14 protein-coding genes are annotated in these 17651 nt (G+C 68.8%); 8 read left to right on the top strand and 6 right to left on the bottom strand.

Annotated features, from left to right (window positions below):
- Positions 1-18: 18 nt before the first annotated feature.
- Entirely contained in the window at positions 19-486 is a 468-nt protein-coding gene (locus ABN034_RS15630; RefSeq protein ID WP_349691732.1) for a YbaK/EbsC family protein, read from the bottom strand.
- Positions 487-565: 79 nt separating this feature from the next.
- Entirely contained in the window at positions 566-1483 is a 918-nt protein-coding gene (locus ABN034_RS15625) for a 5'-3' exonuclease (RefSeq protein ID WP_349691793.1), read from the bottom strand.
- 86 nt (positions 1484-1569) lie between these two features.
- Here ABN034_RS15625 and ABN034_RS15620 point away from each other — a divergent pair, with 86 nt between their 5' ends.
- The 5 genes from ABN034_RS15620 (at position 1570) to ABN034_RS15600 (ending at position 6796) form a co-directional block, all read left to right on the top strand.
- Positions 1570-2694, top strand: coding sequence for a M24 family metallopeptidase (locus ABN034_RS15620; protein ID WP_349691731.1), 1125 nt, complete (start codon positions 1570-1572; stop codon positions 2692-2694).
- A 142-nt stretch (positions 2695-2836) separates the two neighbouring features.
- The gene (locus ABN034_RS15615) at positions 2837-3331 is read left to right on the top strand and encodes an Lrp/AsnC family transcriptional regulator (RefSeq protein ID WP_502879050.1); all 495 of its coding nucleotides are present in this window, start codon (positions 2837-2839) and stop codon (positions 3329-3331) included.
- 80 nt (positions 3332-3411) lie between these two features.
- The gene (locus ABN034_RS15610) at positions 3412-4569 is read left to right on the top strand and encodes a TRM11 family SAM-dependent methyltransferase (RefSeq protein WP_349691730.1); all 1158 of its coding nucleotides are present in this window, start codon (positions 3412-3414) and stop codon (positions 4567-4569) included.
- Between the two features lie 5 nt (positions 4570-4574).
- On the top strand, positions 4575-5582 hold the full coding sequence (ligD, locus tag ABN034_RS15605) for a non-homologous end-joining DNA ligase (protein WP_349691729.1): 1008 nt from the start codon (positions 4575-4577) through the stop codon (positions 5580-5582).
- A gap of 182 nt (positions 5583-5764) precedes the next feature.
- Positions 5765-6796: a trypsin-like serine peptidase gene (locus ABN034_RS15600; RefSeq protein ID WP_349691728.1), complete on the top strand. Its 1032-nt coding sequence runs from the start codon at positions 5765-5767 to the stop codon at positions 6794-6796.
- A gap of 113 nt (positions 6797-6909) precedes the next feature.
- Here the strand turns inward: ABN034_RS15600 and ABN034_RS15595 are convergent, their stop codons facing one another.
- The 3 genes from ABN034_RS15595 to ABN034_RS15585 form a co-directional block, all read right to left on the bottom strand.
- A complete protein-coding gene (locus tag ABN034_RS15595; RefSeq protein ID WP_349691727.1) occupies positions 6910-7332 on the bottom strand; it encodes an acyl-CoA thioesterase in 423 nt (140 codons plus the stop codon).
- A gap of 88 nt (positions 7333-7420) precedes the next feature.
- Positions 7421-9463, bottom strand: coding sequence for a GTP-binding protein (locus ABN034_RS15590; protein WP_349691726.1), 2043 nt, complete (start codon positions 9461-9463; stop codon positions 7421-7423).
- A gap of 143 nt (positions 9464-9606) precedes the next feature.
- Positions 9607-10629, bottom strand: coding sequence for a LacI family DNA-binding transcriptional regulator (locus ABN034_RS15585; protein WP_349328564.1), 1023 nt, complete (start codon positions 10627-10629; stop codon positions 9607-9609).
- Positions 10630-10839: 210 nt separating this feature from the next.
- On the opposite strand from ABN034_RS15585, the gene ABN034_RS15580 reads away from it, so the two are divergent.
- The 3 genes from ABN034_RS15580 (at position 10840) to ABN034_RS15570 (ending at position 16147) form a co-directional block, all read left to right on the top strand.
- Positions 10840-11934 carry an endo-1,4-beta-xylanase gene (locus tag ABN034_RS15580; RefSeq protein ID WP_349691725.1) on the top strand — a complete coding sequence of 365 codons (1095 nt, stop codon included), beginning with the start codon at positions 10840-10842 and terminating at the stop codon, positions 11932-11934.
- A gap of 273 nt (positions 11935-12207) precedes the next feature.
- Positions 12208-14631 (top strand): beta-xylosidase/alpha-l-arabinosidase, encoded by a 2424-nt coding sequence (locus ABN034_RS15575; protein ID WP_349691724.1) that lies wholly within the window; start codon positions 12208-12210, stop codon positions 14629-14631.
- 151 nt (positions 14632-14782) lie between these two features.
- Entirely contained in the window at positions 14783-16147 is a 1365-nt protein-coding gene (locus ABN034_RS15570) for a 6-phospho-beta-glucosidase (RefSeq protein ID WP_349691723.1), read from the top strand.
- Between the two features lie 51 nt (positions 16148-16198).
- Here ABN034_RS15570 and ABN034_RS15565 read toward each other — a convergent pair whose 3' ends face one another.
- Positions 16199-17629: a KamA family radical SAM protein gene (locus ABN034_RS15565; protein WP_349691722.1), complete on the bottom strand. Its 1431-nt coding sequence runs from the start codon at positions 17627-17629 to the stop codon at positions 16199-16201.
- Positions 17630-17651 lie beyond the last annotated feature (22 nt).

Genomic DNA, 17651 nt, shown 5'->3' with positions numbered 1-17651 from the left:
AGCTGTTGACGTGCGGAGCTACGGACAGACCTCCGTGGCTTGCCCGCCGGTCAGCCGTAGGAGCTCGTCGAAGCTGGTGGGGAACATGCTCAGGTGGTCGCCGGCGCCCGCCCAGACGACGTCGTACTTCCCGAGCCAGACGTCGACCAACGTGCGGATGGGGGCGGGGTGGCCCACCGGTGCCACGCCGCCCACGCGCTGTCCTGTCGCCGCGAGGACGAACTCGGGCGTCGCCCGGCTGATCTTCGGGACGTCGAGCGACCGGGCCAGCCACTTCGTGTCCACGCGATGAGCGCCACTGGTCAACACCAGCAGGGGTTCGTCACCAGCCGCGAATACCAGGCTGTTGGCGATCGCGCCGACCTCGCAGCCGAGCAGGGCGGCAGCGGCGGCGGCGGTGGGGACCTCCTGGGAGAACGTGTGTACGCGACCCGCCGCACCCAGCTCTTGCAGGGCGATGGCGACGCGGTCGGATTCTGCACTCATGTCCGCAACCTAGCGCCAGCAGGTGCCGTCCGGCACGCCAGTTTCAGGGGGCCCACCGGGCCACCCGGATGCTGCTCGTTCAACTGGCCGACTGGGCGAGCGCGGTCACCACCCGCTCCGCTGACGAGCCAAGCCCCCATCGCTCGCGGAGGTCGGCCCACGCGGCCGGGTCGACCGGCTCGGAGGGGAGCACCGGGTCGGGGAAGTCCGGCATGGCGGCGTCGGGAGCGACCACGACCACCTTCCGAGCAGCCTCGAGATAGCCAGCCGCCTCCCGGATCTTCAGGCGTACACCTGGCGCCATCGGACCTGAGTCGTCAGCCGCCGCGGCGATGATCGCGTCGAGGTCGCCGTAGCCCTTGACCAGGGACGCCGCGGTCTTGTCGCCCACGCCGGGAAGTCCCGGCAGCCCGTCGGACGGGTCGCCGCGCAGGACCGCGAAGTCGGCGTACAACCGGCCTGGAATGCCGTACTTCTTCTCCACCCACGCCTCGTCGACGAGCTCCAGTCTGCTCATGCCGCGTGCGGTGTAGAGGACGCGCACCCCACGCGCATCGTCGACGAGTTGGAACAGGTCGCGGTCGCCGGTCACGACGTCGACCGGCATCCTCGCCCGGGCGACCAGCGTTCCGATCACGTCGTCGGCCTCGCACTCGGGCGCACCGACGACGGCGATCCCGAGCGCCGCGAGGACCTCGCGGATGATCGGCACCTGTGTCTCCAGGGCGTCGGGTGCCTCCTCGACGTCAGGCCCGCCGGGCACGATCTCCGCGACCCGGTGGGACTTGTACGTCGGCACCAGATCGACCCGCCAGGCTGGGCGCCAGTCGTCGTCCCAGCAGGCGACGAGGTGGGTCGGACGGTGGTCGCCGACCAGCCGGGTGATGAAGTCGAGCAGGCCGCGGACGGCGTTGACCGGTGTGCCGTCGGGTGCCCGCACCGAGTCGGGTACGCCGAAGAACGCGCGGAAATACAGCGCAGCCGTGTCGAGCAACATCAGGCGCGCCGAGCCGGAACCGGAGGTACGGGAGTTCGTCACGTGTCAGATCGTGGCATGACCTGCCGACGTTCTACAGTGACGGGGTGACTGTGACTCCACCTGCAGCCGACCTCGAAGCCCGGCTCTCCCGCGCCCGCGGCGCGGCCGCGTCGGCCGGCGTCGACGCGCTCCTCATCTCACCGGGCCCGGATCTGCGCTACCTGACCGGCTACGACGCGAAGGCTCTCGAGCGGCTCACCTGCCTTGTCCTGCCCGTCGAAGGCACGCCCACGCTCGTCGTCCCTGCCCTCGAACACCCGGCGGCAGAGGCCTCGAGCGCCTCTGATCTCGGCCTCGACCTCGTGCCCTGGCAGGAGACCGAGGATGCCTACGCCCTGGTGGCCAAGCTGCTGCCGGGCGTCAACCGGGTCGCCGTGGATGACCACATGTGGGCGGAGAAGGTACTCGCGTTCCGCGTCGCGCTCCCTGGAGTCGAACAGTCGCTCGCCGGCGAGATTCTGCGCGAGCTGCGGATGCGCAAATCGGCTGCAGAGGTCGAGGCGCTGCGAGCGGCAGGTGCCGCGATCGACCGGGTTCACGCCCGGATCGCGGAGTGGCTGCGCCCGGGACGTACCGAACGCCAGGTCGGCCGCGACATCTATGATGCGATCCTCGCCGAGGGCCACGTCCAGGTCGACTTCGTCATCGTCGGCAGTGGGCCCAACAGCGCATCACCACACCACGAGCTCTCCGACCGGGTGATCGAGCGCGGCGACCCCGTGGTGGTCGACATCGGTGGGACCACGCAGGCCGGTTACTGCTCTGACGAGACGCGCACCTACATCGCCGGAGGAGAGGCGCCCGAGGAGTTCCGGGACTACTACGACGTCCTGCAACGTGCCCAGGCGGCTGCGTGCGCCCACGTCCGGCCCGGCGTCACCGCCGAGTCTGTCGACGTCGTGGCGCGCGACATCATCACAGCGGCCGGCTACGGTTCTGCGTTCATCCATCGGACGGGGCATGGCATCGGGATGCAGGGCCACGAGGACCCCTACATCGTTGCCGGCAACACGGTCGTCCTGGAGCCGGGGATGGCGTTTTCGGTGGAGCCGGGGATCTACCTCGAGCGGCGGCACGGTGCGCGGATCGAGGACATCGTGGTGGTGACGGACGACGGGTACGACTCGCTCAACCTGCGTCCCCGCGAGCTCGAGGTCATCGACGCCTGAACGTACCCGCCGGACCGTGTGTGTGCCTCTTCGGTGGTGAATACCCGCGACGCCACAGGGGCCGACGTGCCGCCGAGCGCCTCGCCTTCTGATCATGAAGGAAAGCGGTGGATACGCTGACAAATCCTCCATGATCACGATCATGATCACGGGCAGGCTGCAGGGTGGGGGTTCCTGGCGCGGTACGGTGTGCGGCGTGGAGCAGATCGATCAGCAGATCGTCCGGCTGCTCGCCTCCCATGGCCGGATGTCTTACACCGACCTGGGCAAGGTGACGGGCCTGTCCACCTCCGCCGTCCACCAGCGCGTACGCCGGCTGGAGCAGCGGGGCGTCATCAAGGGATACGCCGCTGTCGTCGACTACGAAGCCCTGGGTCTGCCGCTCACGGCGTTCATCTCGATCCGGCCGATCGACCCGAGCCAGCCCGACGATTCACCGGACCTACTGATCGACGTGCCAGAGATCGAAGACTGCCATTCGGTCGCTGGCGACGAGAACTACATGCTCAAGGTGCGCGTCGCGAGCCCAAGCGCGCTCGAAGAGCTCCTCGCGAGGATTCGCGCCAAGGCCAACGTCTCCACCCGGTCGATCGTCGTCCTGTCGACGCCGTACGAACAGCGACCGCCTGCCGTCTGAGGCTGATCCGGGACCCACACGCCGGTACACCTGCACGCCCGCGCGGCCGGTGCACGGAAGTCCTCTAGGCTGGCGACGCTATGGCGCATCGACCGGCACCCCCAGCCAACCGGGCCGAGCGGGCGGGCCGGGTTCCCCGCAGGACGGCCGACTCGACGCGGCGGATGTTCGTACTCGCGGTTCCCGGCCTCGCGCCACTCGTCAGGCGCGAACTCGCCGGGCTGACCGGCGTACGCGTCACCGACGTCGGCAACGACGGGCGCTCCGATGTCCTGCTCTGCGAGGTCGCCTCCGGCGCCGAACGGCGCCTGCTTCGCCTCGCGAGCGTGGAGGACGTGTTCGCCGAGTTCGGGCGGACGTTGCGTTCGGAGGGGGATCGACCGCCCTGGATCGCGCGGCGGCTACTTCATACATCCCGGCTCGACAACGGTGTCCAGCTCTGGCGTAGCCAGGGGGAGGCACGTTCGACGCGGGGGAAGGGCAAACGCGGCCCGCTGACCTATCGGGTCGTGGTCCGTGTCCTCGAGGAGCGCACGTGGCAGCGCACCCAGCTGCGCCGTGCACTCAGCGATGCAGTGGCCGCGGCCGAACCCCGATGGCGCACCGCCGATCCGGCCCAGGTGGAGCTGTGGACCGTGGAGTACACCCGCGGACGCTTCGTCGCCGGTGTACGCCTCACGACCGCCCAGCTTCGCCAGCACGGCGGACGGGCCACCGAGCGGACGGGTGCCCTGCGTCCCACGGTCGCCGCGGCGATGGTCGGGCTCGCCGGCACGCCACCGGAAACCGCCGGACAGGGCACGTTGCTCGACCCGTGCTGTGGCTCCGGCACGATCCTCGCCGAGGCGAAGGCGGCCGGATGGAGCGTGCAGGGCCGCGACATCGACCCCAGCGCCGCCTCGGCCACCCGCCGCAACGTCCGTGACGACCGCGACGGGCGGGCGGTGGTCGTGGCTGACGGAGACGCCCGGGAGCTGGACCTCGACGACACGTCGGTCGACGGGTGCGTGTCGAACCTTCCGTTCGGGCGGCAGTACACCGTGCAGGGCGAGCCACGGGCATGGCTGCGCGACGTCCTCACCGAGATGGCCCGGGTCACCCGTGCCGGCGGGCGGATCGTCCTGCTGGCGCCGGACATCCCGAAGGCGAGCGTGCCGTCCGCGCTGCGGTTCCGCGACCGGTACGACCTCAGGCTGCTCGGTGCGCGGACGGCCATCTGGGTCTACGACCGGCGGTGACCTCAGTGACTGCCGCCGAGGTGCTGGGGTTGCCCTACATCGCCCCCATGCTGGCCACACCGGGCACGATGCCACCGCCGGCCGACCAGGAGCGTTGGGCGTTCGAGATGAAATGGGACGGCGTACGCACGGTTGCCTACGCCGCCCGTGACCAGGTGGTCCTGCTCGGGCGCTCGGGGCGCGACTTCACCTCCACCTACCCCGAACTCTCCGGGGCCACCATGGACGAGGTAGCGGGCGCGGAGGGCCTGGTCGTCGACGGTGAGGTCGTCGCGTTCGACGACCAGGGCAGGCCGAGCTTCGAACGACTGCAGTCGCGCATGCACGGCCCGCCGCGCGGGCGGTCACGACAGGCCGGCCCGACGAGACAGGCCGGGACCGCGCCGGTCTGCTACCTCGTCTTCGACCTGCTCTACCTCCGAGGGCGTTCGCTCGTCGGCGAGCCGTACCACGTGCGCAGGGCACTCCTGCGCGACCTCGCCCTTCCCGCACCTGCCTGGCAGGTGCCGCCGGCGTTCGAGGGGATGGGTGCGGCAGCACTGGAGACGAGTCACCGGCAGCAGTTGGAGGGGATCGTCGCGAAACGCCTGGACTGGGCGTACGAACCGGGACGTCGCAGCCCCGCGTGGATCAAGATCAAGCACGTACGCACCCAGGACGTCGTGATCGGCGGCTGGCGGATCGGAGCGGGCTCTCGGGCCGGCACCTTCGGGTCCCTGCTGTGCGGGGTCTACGAGGGCGACCGCCTGGTCTATGCCGGCAGGGTGGGTACCGGGTTCACGCAGGCACGCCTGAAGGCGCTCACGGAACGCCTTGCCCCGCTGGCGCGCGACGCTTCACCGTTCGACGAGTCCGTGCCGGCCGCCGATGCCAGGGACGCGCGGTGGGTCGAGCCGGTGCTGGTCGGCGAGGTGGCGTTCGCACAGTGGACCCGCGACGGCCGGCTCTGGCATCCCTCCTGGCGTGGGCTCCGCGACGACCGGGATCCCCGGGACGTCGTGCGGGAGTCCTGACCTCTCGGTCGCCCCGGCACTGGTCGCACAACGTGCCAAGGCCTGGCACCCGTTCTCGCCGGAGTCGTAACTTTTGCCCTAACCCTGGCAATCGTCACGTCCCTGACATCTGGGGCAGATACTTTCGTTTGGCACGGGGCACCCGAAGATCCCGACGGTTCATGCCAGAAGCGAGGCCCATCATGCGACTTCGTCGATCTCGATCAACGATCGTCCTCAGTCTCACCAGCCTGCTCGCGGCGGCGCTCGTCGGCGTGGGCCTGTTGGTGCCAGCGGCAGCCGCCTCAGGCGTCGCCTCGCAGCAGTTCCAGGCGACGGACTCCGACCAGGTGGCGGTCCACCGGGTCGACGCCTCGGCGCGGCAGGACGCCCAGGCGTCCTGGAGCGAACAGCGGATGCGCTCGGCGACACCCATGCACCGACTGCTCGACCGCACCACGGCGCTCGCGTCACCGGCGAGCACTGTCAAGCGCGGGTTGCCCGCACTCATCCAGCCCACCAGGCAAGCAGTGTCCGACCTGATCCCGTTGGCGCTTCCGGAGACCGGTGGCGCGTGGTCGGGGGGCGGCGCTGTCACCAAGACCGCGGGCCGGGTGTTCTTCAACTTCAACGGCGCTGACGCCTCGTGCTCCGGCGACGCAGTCACGAGCGGGAACAGGAGCGTTGTCATCACTGCCGGCCACTGCGTGAAGTACGAAGGGACCTGGCACACCTCCTGGGTCTTCGTACCCGGCTACGACGACGGCGACCGCCCGCACGGGACGTGGACGGCCAACACGACGCTGACCACATCGCAGTGGGAGGCGAGTGAGGACCTGAGCTATGACGTGGGTGCCGCTGTCGTCGACCCGTTGAACGGTCGACGTCTCACCGATGCCGTGGGCGGCCAGGGCATCGCGTTCAACCAGGACCGCGGCCAGACGATGTACAGCTTCGGCTACCCGGCCGCCGATCCGTACGACGGCGAGAGCCTCATCTACTGCAGCGGCACGACGTTCGACGACCCGCTCTTCAGTACCGACCACGGTCTCAACTGCGACATGACCGGGGGCTCGAGCGGAGGACCGTGGTTCCTGCAGTTCGACGAGGCATCCGGTGCCGGGGTACAGAACTCCGTCAACAGTTTCGGCTACGTCTTCCTGCCGGACGTGATGTTCGGGCCCTACTTCGGTAGCGAGGCGCAGGCGCTCTACAACGCGGCCGCCGCCCGGTGAGGGTGGGGCTCGCAGCGATCTGAGGGTGTCGTGGTCTGCGGACCACGACACCCTTCGACGCTCCCGGCGGTGCTGGCCGCCTCAGTCGGTAACGGCTGGCGATGCGGGACCGGTCAGCCGTCGAGCGGGTCCGGGTTGTCGGCCAGCGCGCTCAACCGCGCCCTCGGATCGGGGACCAACCGCCGCTCCGCCAGGTCGAGCAGGCCGCACACCGCCGTCAGCTCGGCCGCCAGCGTGCCATCGCTCAGGACGAACCGCTGAACGAGCCGGAACGACTTTCCCGCTCCCCACTCGAACGCACACGTCACGTCCACCAGGTCTCCACCACGCAACTCGCGCAGGAAGCGGATCGTGGTCTCCATCGTGACCGGACCGACTCCGGTTGCCAGCAGCTTGTCCTGCTGAATCCCCATCGAACGCAGGAACTCCCAGCGGGCGTGCTCGGCGTAGTGGAGATACTCGGCCTGGTTCAGATGTCCCTGCGTGTCCAGCTCGTACCCTCGGACGGTGATGGGCACCGCAAACGCCTCCGTCATGCCCTTCATCATGCCGCTCGCCCGCTGGCGAACACCTCTCAGCCCTGGACTCTGTGCTCCACTGACGGCCCGCCGTTGGTGTCCTCGCTCATCGCCCGATGTTCTGCAGGTACTCCTTGCGGTTGAGCGGATTGTGGTCGGTCCGAGGGCGGGCCGGCACAGGCCCGCGGACGGGTTCGTACCGGTCGAAGGCGCACTCGAGGACACCCTCACCACGGGTGAGAGCTGGCAGCCGCTGCTGCAGCTCATGTACCTGGGCCGCCGGGATCTCACCCTCCAGCACTGATGCGGAGCCCCGCGTCGAGGGCGAGTGCGGCGCGGCACGCATCCTCGCGAGGTTGGGCAGGATCGATCCGAGCGCGTCGGCGGGAAACTCGAGGCGAAAGTGGTGCATCGGTTCGAACACCTGCGTTCCAGCCTGCTGCAGCGCGCTCATCAGAACCAGTGGGGTCAGCCGGCGGAAGTCGCCGGCAGAACTCGACGCCTTGCTCCAGCCGTACGGCGGCGGTGGCGTGTAGCCGGAGTGCGTGATGGTGACCGTGCAGTCCGTGACCTGCCAACCGTGGATTCCTTGCAGCAGCGTCTCGCGCACGGTCTCCTCGACCGCGCGCAGGAAGGAGAACGGCAGGGAACCGAGCTCGATCCCCAGCCGGAACTCCACGCCGGTCCCGACCGGCGCCGGCTCGACCCGCAACCCGACCGTGGCGCGGAACGGGTTGGTCTCCTGGCCCATGAACTCAGCGGCGGCGCCGGTGCCGACGGGGCGTTCGATGCAGATCGTGGTGGTCTCACGGAAGGTGACGTCGACACCGTAGTCACCCGCCAGTGTGGCCTGGATGACCTCCTTCTGCACCTCGCCGTAGAGCGAGACATGGATCTCCTGGCGGATGTCGTCCTGTCGCAGGTTGATCAACGGATCCTGCTCGGCCAGTTCGGTGAGTGCGGCATGCAAGACGCCCTTGTCAGCAGGTCGGGATGCCGACACCACCGATTCCAGCGTGGGCGGCGAGAAGTAGCCCCCGCCGTTCGCGGAACGACGGCCGACGGCGGTCTCGGTCGCCTCCGGGGTCGGTTCCGAGGTGGCTTTCGAGGTCGGGTCCGAGGCTGCGGACGAGGAGCCGACGTCGTCACCGATCCGGACCTCGGCAAGGCCCCAGAGCTTGGCGATCTGCCCGGCGGCCACCGAACTCCGCGAGGTGGCCGCGCCGTGCTCGAAAACGCTGATTCGGGTGACCTTTCCCTTGCGATCATCGCCGAAGTGCAGGCGATCGCGGGTACGCAGCGTTCCTGCGAACATGCGTACGTAGGCGATCTTCTCCCCGGCGGGACCGCGTTCGACCTTGAACACCGTGCCGGAAGCAGGGCCGTCAGCCCCACCGTCGGACGCGGGCAGCAACTCGGTCAGGCCCGAGATCAGCGGGTCCATACCGGCACCGGTGATCGCCGAGCCGAAGTAGACCGGATGCACCACGCATCGGCTCGTCTGCGCCGCAAGCTCCCGACGAAGGTGGGAGTACGACACGGCCGACTCGTCGGCCACGTAGGCGGCCAGGAAGGCGTCGTCGTGGTCGGCGAGCAGCTCGACCAACCCCGCGGTGAAGACCGGATCCGTCGACCCGTACGCCGTGAAACGGCCGGAACGTGTGCCGAGGTCGTCGGCCGAACCCATCGCGATGATCGACGGCGTGAGCTTTGCCGCGATGTCCTTCAGCACCCCTTCGTACCTGGCGCCGTCGCGGTCGATCTTGTTGACGAAGATGAGGGTCGGGATCCGCAGCCGCTGAAGAGTCCGCATCAACACGCGGGTCTGCGCCTGCACCCCCTCGACGGCAGAGATCACCAGCACGGCGCCGTCGAGCGCGCACAGGACCCGTTCCACCTCGGCGATGAAGTCCGGGTGTCCGGGCGTGTCGATCAGGTTGACCGTGACATCGTCGAGAACGAACGACACCACCGCGGACTTGATGGTGATGCCGCGCTGGCGTTCCAGTGCAAGGGAGTCGGTTTGCGTACTGCCGTCGTCGACTCGACCGACCTCGTCGATGACACCGGCGGCGAAGAGCAACCGCTCTGTCAGGCTGGTCTTACCGGCGTCAACATGCGCCAGGATCCCCAAGTTCAACGTGCTCACGACGCGTCATGTCCTCGAGATAGGTGACAGAACCCTTCTGGATGGACACAGACGAACGACGCATTTCACGCTCCTTGGAGAGTCAACTCTTGCCGGGAGTGAAGCAGACCGCCGTCAGGGCAGGCAACCGGTTTGTCAGGGGCTCAGGCAGCCGCCGGCTGCGCGGTGCTGTTGCGGATGACCAGATCCGTCGCGAGCTCGATCCGCGGGTTCTCTATCTGCTCACCCCTCGCAAGACGGAGGACGGTGCGTGCCGCGAGGGTGCCCATCTCGGACAGCGGCTGGCGTACGGTCGTCAGCGGTGGCGAGGACCAGCGGGCCTCGGGCAGGTCGTCGAAGCCGACGACACTGATGTCGTCGGGAACCCGGAGGCCGCGTTGCCGGATCGCTTCGTAGAGCCCGAAGGCCATCTGGTCGTTGGAGGCGAAGATGGCCGACGGCCGCGCCTTGTGATCAAGTAGAGCGTTGCCGGCCTCGAAGCCGGACTGTGGATAGAAGTCGCCCTGCCAGACCAACTCGTCATCCGCCGAAAGCTCGGCCGCAGCGAGTCCGGCGCGGTAACCGTCCAACCGTGCGCGGCTGCACCGCAGCCGGGGCGGTCCGGCGATGAAGCCGATCCGTTCGTGACCGAGCGCGAGGAGGTGCTCGGTGGCGGCGAGCCCGCCCGCCCAGTTGGTGGCACCGATGGTCGGTACCTCCAGAGGCGGTACCCCCGCCGTGTCGACCATGACGGTCGGGACGTCGAGCCGGTCCAGCTCCGCCTGCAGCGGCGCCTCCAGGCCGGAACCGACGAGGATCACGCCGTCGGTGGCCCGGGTCCGGACGTTCTGCATCCACTGACGCGCCGATGCGGCCTTGCCGTGGATCGCCGAGATCACGGTCCCGATGTGTGACGTGTGCGCGACATCCTCGATGCCGCGGATGATCTCGACGGCCCACGGGCTGTCGAGGTCGTCGAAGACCAGGTCGATCAGGCTCGCGTGATCGCGCGGTCGGGGTTGGCGGCGGCGGTACCCGCGCCGGCGGAGGAGTTCCTCGACTCGTTCGCGTGTCTGTGGGGACACGTCAGAACGTCCGTTGACGACTCGGGAAACGGTGGGCACCGAGACACCGGCCTCGCGGGCGATCGCGGTGATGGTGACGCGGGATCCGGTGTCAGCGGCCACGAGCTTCTCCTTCGTTCGGAGGTCGGCGATCGGGACTGCGGACGGGAGACGACTGAAAGTTTGCGGGACCGCCCCGACTAGACGTTCCCTCGGCAGCTGCCGTCATCCTGCCTGATCCACAGGCTTGACGTTACTTCTGGGCGTCTTTACCGTTCACGGCATCTTACGGAAGCTTTCCGGAAATACATCACTGTGACGGGAGATCTCCTGATGAAGGTGACCCGAACAGCTGTAGCGGGCATTGTCGCCGCAGCGGTCCTCATCACGATCGGCACGTCGACCGCGTCGGCTGAGGATGAACCAACCAGCGAGAACACGTCGACGGATCAGCCGTTGCGCGTCCTGGCAGCCAAAGCCGGGATCGCGTTCGGTACCGCGGTCAACATGGACGCGTACAACAACGACACGACCTACCGTGAGCTCATCGGCCAGGAGTTCTCGAGCGTCACGGCCGAGAACGTCATGAAGTGGCAGCTCCTCGAGCCGCAACGAGGGGTCTACAACTGGGGTCCGGCCGATCAGCTCGTGCGCGTAGCCAACGAGAACGGCCAGAAGGTGCGCGGGCACACGCTCATCTGGCACAACCAGCTGCCCACCTGGCTTACCAACGGAGTCGCCTCCGGTGAGATCACACCGGACGAGCTTCGGCAGCTCCTGAAGAACCACATCTTCACGGTGATGCGCCACTTCAAGGGCAAGATCCACCAGTGGGATGTCGCCAACGAGGTCATCGACGACAGCGGCAACCTGCGCAACACGATCTGGCTGCAGAACCTGGGTCCGAGCTACATCGCGGACGCGTTCCGGTGGGCTCGCAAGGCCGACCCGGACGCCGCCCTCTACCTGAACGACTACAACGTCGAGGGTCCGAACGCCAAGGCCGATGCGTACTACGCCCTGGTCAAGCAGCTACTCGCCGATGACGTGCCGGTGCACGGCTTCGGAATCCAGGGCCACCTCGGTGTGCAGTTCGGCTTCTGGCCCGCGAGTGCGGTGGCCGACAACATGAAGCGCTTCGAGGCACTCGGCCTGGAGACGGCGGTCACCGAGGCAGATGTCCGGATGATCATGCCGCCCGATGAGGACAAGCTGGCCGCGCAGGCACGTGGCTACAGCACGTTGGTCCAGGGCTGCCTGATGGCCAAGCGTTGCAGGTCGTTCACCGTCTGGGGATTCACCGACAAGTACTCCTGGGTTCCGGGCACTTTCACCGGCCAGGGCGCGGCGAACCTCCTGGCCGAGGACTTCCAGCCCAAGCCGGCGTACTACGCCGTCCAGGATGACCTCGCGCGAGCCGGACGGTAGCGACGGCCGCTGCCGGACAGTGACGAGCCTGAGAACGAAATTTTCGGGCTCGACAACCTGCTCTCGGCCCAGGCGGGAGGTGCTGGTGTGAGTGGTGACACCAGCACCTCCCGCTGACGGCCAGGTGGTGGCCACTCGACACGAGTGCGAGCCTTCCGGAAGGATGCCTGCAATATCGTCGATCGTTGCGGTGGAGTGCGGTGAGAGCCGCGAGCCACCACTGGAGCAAGGCCGACACCTGCACGTGGTCGACACGACGGAGGACGAAGACCGATGCCGATCGACGACCCGCCAGCCCAGGACGTCGCCGGCCGCGACGGCCGGCCACCCGGTACGGACGTGCCGACGTGGCAGGATCCTGCCCGGCCGGTACCTGCGCGGGTGGCTGACCTGCTGGCCCGGATGACACTCGAGGAGAAGGTCGCCCAGCTCTACGGAGTCTGGGTCGGTGCCGACGCTTCGGGCGGCGGGGTAGCTCCCCACCAGCACGACCTCGCCGATCCGGACCTCGACCTACGGGAGTTGATCGCCGCCGGCCTCGGCCAGCTCACGCGCCCGTTCGGCACCGCTCCCATCGCACCCGCCATCGGCGCTCGGTCGCTGGCCGCCACGCAACACGAGATCATGGCGGCAGGTCGGTTCCGGATCCCGGCGGTCGCCCACGAGGAGTGCCTCGCCGGCTTCATGACCTGGGGCGCGACCGTCTACCCGACAGCTCTGGCCTGGGGAGCGAGTTTCGACCCTGCCTTGGTCGAGAGGATGGCGACCGAGATCGGTGCAGCCATGCGCAGCGTCGGAGTGCACCAGGGGCTCGCACCCGTTCTCGACGTGACGCGGGACCCGCGCTGGGGTCGGACGGAGGAGACCATCGGCGAGGATCCCTACCTCGTCGGCACCATCGGCACCGCCTATGTCCGGGGCCTGCAGTCCACCGGCATCATCGCGACGTTGAAGCACTTCGTCGGCTACTCGGCATCGAAGGCCGGCCGCAACTTCGGCCCCGTCGCGGCCGGCCCCCGCGAGTTGGCCGACGACCTGCTCGTGCCGTTCGAGATGGCCGTACGCGACGGCGGAGTCAGGTCGGTCATGCACTCCTACACCGAGATCGACGGTGTGCCGTCGGCGGCCGACGCGAGCCTGCTCACCGACTTGCTCCGCACGACATGGGGTTTCGACGGCACTGTCGTGGCGGACTACTTCGGTGTCTCGTTCCTGGAACTCCTCCACGGCGTCGCGAGGTCCCCGGCCGAGGCGGCGGGCCTTGCGCTCGCGGCGGGTGTGGACGTGGAGCTGCCGACCGTCCGCTGCTACCGCGAGCCGCTGCTCGATGCGGTCCGCTCCGGCGAGGTCCGCGAGGAGCTCGTCGACCTCGCCGCGGCCCGCGTCCTGCGGCAGAAGTGTGAACTCGGTCTGCTCGACGCGGACTGGGATCCCGTCCCGCCGGCAAACCCCGACGACATCGATCTCGATCCTCCCGAAGCGCGGGCGACAGCGCGGACCCTCGCCGAGGAGTCGGTGGTGCTGCTCGCGAACTCAGGTACGTTGCCGCTCCCACCCGAGCCGAGGCTCGCACTGGTCGGCCCACTCGCGGCCGATCCGATGGCGATGGTCGGTTGCTACTCGTTCCCCTCGCACGTGGGGTCCAAGCACCCGGACCTGTCGCTGGGCGTCGAGATCCCGTCCGTCCTCGACGCGATCCGGAAGGAGCTGCCGCGGGCCACGGTGGATCACATGGCCGGATGCACTGTCTCCGACCCCGACGTGAGTGGGATCGCCGCGGCGGTGGAAGTGGCCAGCCGTGCCGACGTGTGCGTCGCGGTCGTCGGCGACCGGGCAGGACTGTTCGGGCGTGGCACCTCAGGGGAAGGCTGCGACGCCGAGGATCTCCGGCTGCCAGGCGTCCAGGCGGAGCTGCTGGAGGCTCTGCTCGCCACGGCGACTCCGGTGGTCGTCGTGGTCCTGGCCGGCCGTCCGTACGCACTCGGTGCCTTCGCCGACCGGGCCGCCGCCGTCGTCCAGGCGTTCTTCCCCGGTGCCGAAGGCGGGGCTGCCGTCGCCGGCGTCCTGTCCGGTCGGGTGTGTCCGTCCGGGCGCCTGCCGGTGAGCGTTCCACGGACGCAGGGCGGCCAGCCCACGACCTATCTCGCGCCGAAGCTCGGCCGTCGGACCAAGGTGAGCAACCTCGATCCCACGCCGCTCTATCCGTTCGGGCACGGCCTCTCCTACACCCGGTTCCGATGGAGCGACCTGCGGGTCGGCGAGGCGAGCGTCGCCGCCGATGGGCGCCTACGCATGCCAACCGACGGGTGCGTGTCGGTGTCGCTCGTCGTCGAGAACACCGGAGACCGCGAGGGTACGGATGTCGTCCAGCTGTACCTCCACGATCCCGTCGCGCAGGTGACCCGCCCGGTCGTACGCCTGGTGGGCTATGCCCGGGTACCGCTCGAGCCGGGGGGTGCCCGGCGGGTGGTGTTCGGGGTCCATGCGGACCTGAGTGCGTTCACCGGGCGGGACCTGCGGCGCGTGGTGGAGCCGGGGGACCTCGAACTCCGCCTCAGCCGGTCGAGCTCGGTGCCTGAGCTGGTCGTCCCGGTCACTCTCACCGGCGACGAGCGGATCGTCGATCATCACCGGCACCTCTGCGCAGAGGTCTCCTTCAGCGAGGTCTCCCTCACCGCTCCGGTCGACGCTACTTGACGGCGCCCGTCAGCTCCGGGTGGTTGCCGGACGCCGGAGGTCCGAACTCGTTCCGGTAGGACGAAATCAGACTCTGCCGCCGCCCGTCGAGGGGTTCGTGCCTCGTGGAACGATGCGAAAGCACCGGCACCTGACGGGAGGGACACGCATCGTGAAGTTGGCCATTCTCGGCGGCGGGGGATTCCGCGTACCGCTCGTCTACGGTGCCCTGCTGCGTGACACCGGCACACCCCGGGTCGACGAGGTGGCGCTCTATGACCCTTCCGCGCAGCGCCTGTCCGTCATCGGCGCGGTCCTTGCCCGGCTCGGCGCCTCGCACGCGGACCCACCGCGGGTGAAGCTGACCACCGATCTCGACCCCGCCCTCGAAGGTGCGGCGTTCGTCTTCTCCGCGATCCGGGTCGGTGGCCTGGCCGGGCGAATCCGGGACGAACGCATCGCCCTGGACCTCGGTGTGCTCGGCCAGGAGACGACCGGTCCCGGTGGCGTCGCCTACGGGCTGCGGACGATTCCTGAGGCGGTACGCATCGCCGAGCGGGTCCGGGCGGTGGCACCGCTGGCGTACGTCATCAACTTCACCAACCCGGCCGGCATGATCACCGAGGCGATGCAGGCCGTCCTGGGGGAGCGGGTCGTCGGGATCTGCGACACGCCCGGCAACCTCGTGTACCGCTGCGCTGCCTCTCTGGGGCTCGACACGTCGAACGTCCACGCCGACTACGTGGGGCTCAACCACCTGGGCTGGCTGCGCGGGCTGCGCGACGGCGACGGCCGGGACCGGTTGCCGGACCTGCTTGGCGACGAACGGGCACTGTCGGCGCTCGAGGAGGGTGCCCTCTTCGGGCCGGACTGGCTGCGCACACTTGGTGCCATCCCGAACGAGTACCTCTACTACTACTCGTTCACCCGCGAAGCAATCCGGTCGATCGTGGACCAGCCGTCGACGCGGGGGGAGTTTCTCGCCCGGCAGCAGGCGGAGTTCTACACCGAGGCGGGGCGAGAGCCGGATCGGGCACTGGACCTGTGGCGGCGGACGATCGCCGAACGCGAAGCCCTCTACATGGCCGAGGCCAAGCACGGAACCCGCGAAGCACCGACGCCCGCGCCAGGAGACGTTGAGACCCGACCGCCCTCCGGCTACGAAGGCGTGGCTCTCGCCGTGATGGCCGCACTCGCCCGGGACGAGCCGTCGACCATGATCCTCGACGTACGCAACGGATCGACGCTCGCCGGTCTCGACGATGATGCCGTCATCGAAGTTCCTGCGCGGGTCGACGCGAGCGGCGCACATCCGCTGCCAGCATCCCCGCCCGACATGCACCAGTGTGGACTCATCCAGCAGGTCAAGGCGGTCGAACGGCTCACCATCGAAGCCGCGACGACCGGCTCACCAGATGCCGCGTGGAAGGCGTTCGCCCTGCATCCACTCGTGGACTCGGTCACCGTCGCCCGTGATCTGCTCCGCGGCTACGCCAAGGCGTTCCCCGAGATCGCCCGCCTCCTCGGCCAGGCCTGAGCTCGGGCTCCTCGGCCCGGCTGCGCGGCCGGGGGCAGGGTGGCGCGGATGTCAGGGGGCGTCAAGGAGGAGTTGACGTGTGGAAGCGGCGCGTGAGTCGGCGGCTCGCTGCTCCGCCGCGGCCAGATGGTCGCCCGCGTGCTCGTGCCACCAGGCCTGACCCTCTGCCGGCAGGGTGTCGATCGGGTCGTAGTACTCATAGGTCCGCTGGAGCGCGTCGTCGCCGGCGTGTTCGATGCCGGTGCGATAGTTCTTGCGCCAGTAGCTGATCCCGAGCCTCTCGTCGTACGCCGCGACCTGGTGGACCCACCGCTTGCCGACGTACGGCACGTCGCACACGATCCGCGGTGTCGCGAATCCGGGCAGGTAGCCGAGGATCCCGTGCTGCAACGCCTGCGCCTCGCGCACCGACACCCGCCAGTGCTCGCTGAACGGGATCATGTCGCACATGTAGAAGTAGTACGGCGTGATCGTCGCACCGTCGAGCAGTGCGAAGCACAGGTCGAGCAGCTGCTCCTGCGAGTCGTTGACACCACGCATGAGCACACCCTGGTTGCGGACGTCGCGGATGCCGGTGGCGAGCATCGCCTTCGCCGCCCGGGCGACCAGCGGGGTCACCGACTGCGCGGCGTTCACGTGGGTGTGGATCGCGATCATCACCCCGCGCGCGTTCGCGATCGCCGCCAGCCGCTCCATGCCCGCACGGATGTCGTCCTGCAGCCAGTGCTGGGGCAGCCCCATCAACGCCTTGGTGGCGAGCCGGATGTCGCGGATGTTCTCGATCTCGAGCAGCGCCGCGACGAACGCCTCCAGCCGGGGCCAGGGCATGTTGGCGACATCTCCGCCGGAGACGACGACGTCCCGGACGCCCGGATGTGTCCGGAGGTAGTCGAGCATCGCGTCGAGCCGGTTCTGCGGCTTGAGGCCGAACTTCAGCTTGTCCACCTGTGCCGTGGAGTTGCCCACGAGATCCATCCGGGTGCAGTGGCCGCAGTACTGCGGACAGGTCGGCAGGATCTCGGCCAGCACCTTGGTCGGGTAGCGGTGGGTCAGCCCTTCGGCCACCCACATCTCGTGCTCGTGCAGCGAGTCGCGCGTCGCACGGGGATGCGACGGCCAGTCGGTACGCCGGTCGGAGAAGACGGGCAGCATGTACCGCCGGAGCGGGTCCGCGTAGAACGCCCCGGTTGAGGGCACTTCGTCCGGGACCATCGTGTTGAGCATCTGCGGCGGCAGCAGCATCGACATCGTGGCCCGCTCGGCTTGGTCGCGCTCGAGGTCGGCGTAGAACGCGTCGTCGAGGCGATCACCCATGACGGCGCGGAGCTGCTTGAGGTTCTTGACGCAGTGTGCCCGCTGCCACTGGGCGGACTCCCACTCCGCGACATCGACGTCCCGCCATCCGGGGAGACGGTGCCAGTCGGGCTCGCACAGAGGGCGGAAGCGGTAGTCGTACGGCTGACCCTGGGGTATCTCCGCCACAGGAACACCTCCGACCTGGACC

Origin of the sequence: Actinopolymorpha sp. B11F2 (assembly GCF_040195635.1) — a bacterium.
Lineage (GTDB): Bacteria > Actinomycetota > Actinomycetes > Propionibacteriales > Actinopolymorphaceae > Thermasporomyces.
Note: the sequence above shows the minus strand (reverse complement) of the source record. Positions and strands in the feature narration are given on the sequence as shown.

What these genes read in the sequence shown, in the direction of transcription:
- ABN034_RS15630 (WP_349691732.1), bottom strand. Translation starts at nt 486, where the DNA reads ATGAGTGCAGAATCCGACCGCGTCGCCATCGCCCTGCAAGAGCTGGGT.
- ABN034_RS15625 (WP_349691793.1), bottom strand. Translation starts at nt 1,483, where the DNA reads ATGTTGCTCGACACGGCTGCGCTGTATTTCCGCGCGTTCTTCGGCGTA.
- ABN034_RS15615 (WP_502879050.1), top strand. Translation starts at nt 2,837, where the DNA reads ATGATCACGGGCAGGCTGCAGGGTGGGGGTTCCTGGCGCGGTACGGTG.
- ABN034_RS15610 (WP_349691730.1), top strand. Translation starts at nt 3,412, where the DNA reads ATGGCGCATCGACCGGCACCCCCAGCCAACCGGGCCGAGCGGGCGGGC.
- ABN034_RS15600 (WP_349691728.1), top strand. Translation starts at nt 5,765, where the DNA reads ATGCGACTTCGTCGATCTCGATCAACGATCGTCCTCAGTCTCACCAGC.
- ABN034_RS15595 (WP_349691727.1), bottom strand. Translation starts at nt 7,332, where the DNA reads ATGACGGAGGCGTTTGCGGTGCCCATCACCGTCCGAGGGTACGAGCTG.
- ABN034_RS15580 (WP_349691725.1), top strand. Translation starts at nt 10,840, where the DNA reads ATGAAGGTGACCCGAACAGCTGTAGCGGGCATTGTCGCCGCAGCGGTC.
- ABN034_RS15575 (WP_349691724.1), top strand. Translation starts at nt 12,208, where the DNA reads ATGCCGATCGACGACCCGCCAGCCCAGGACGTCGCCGGCCGCGACGGC.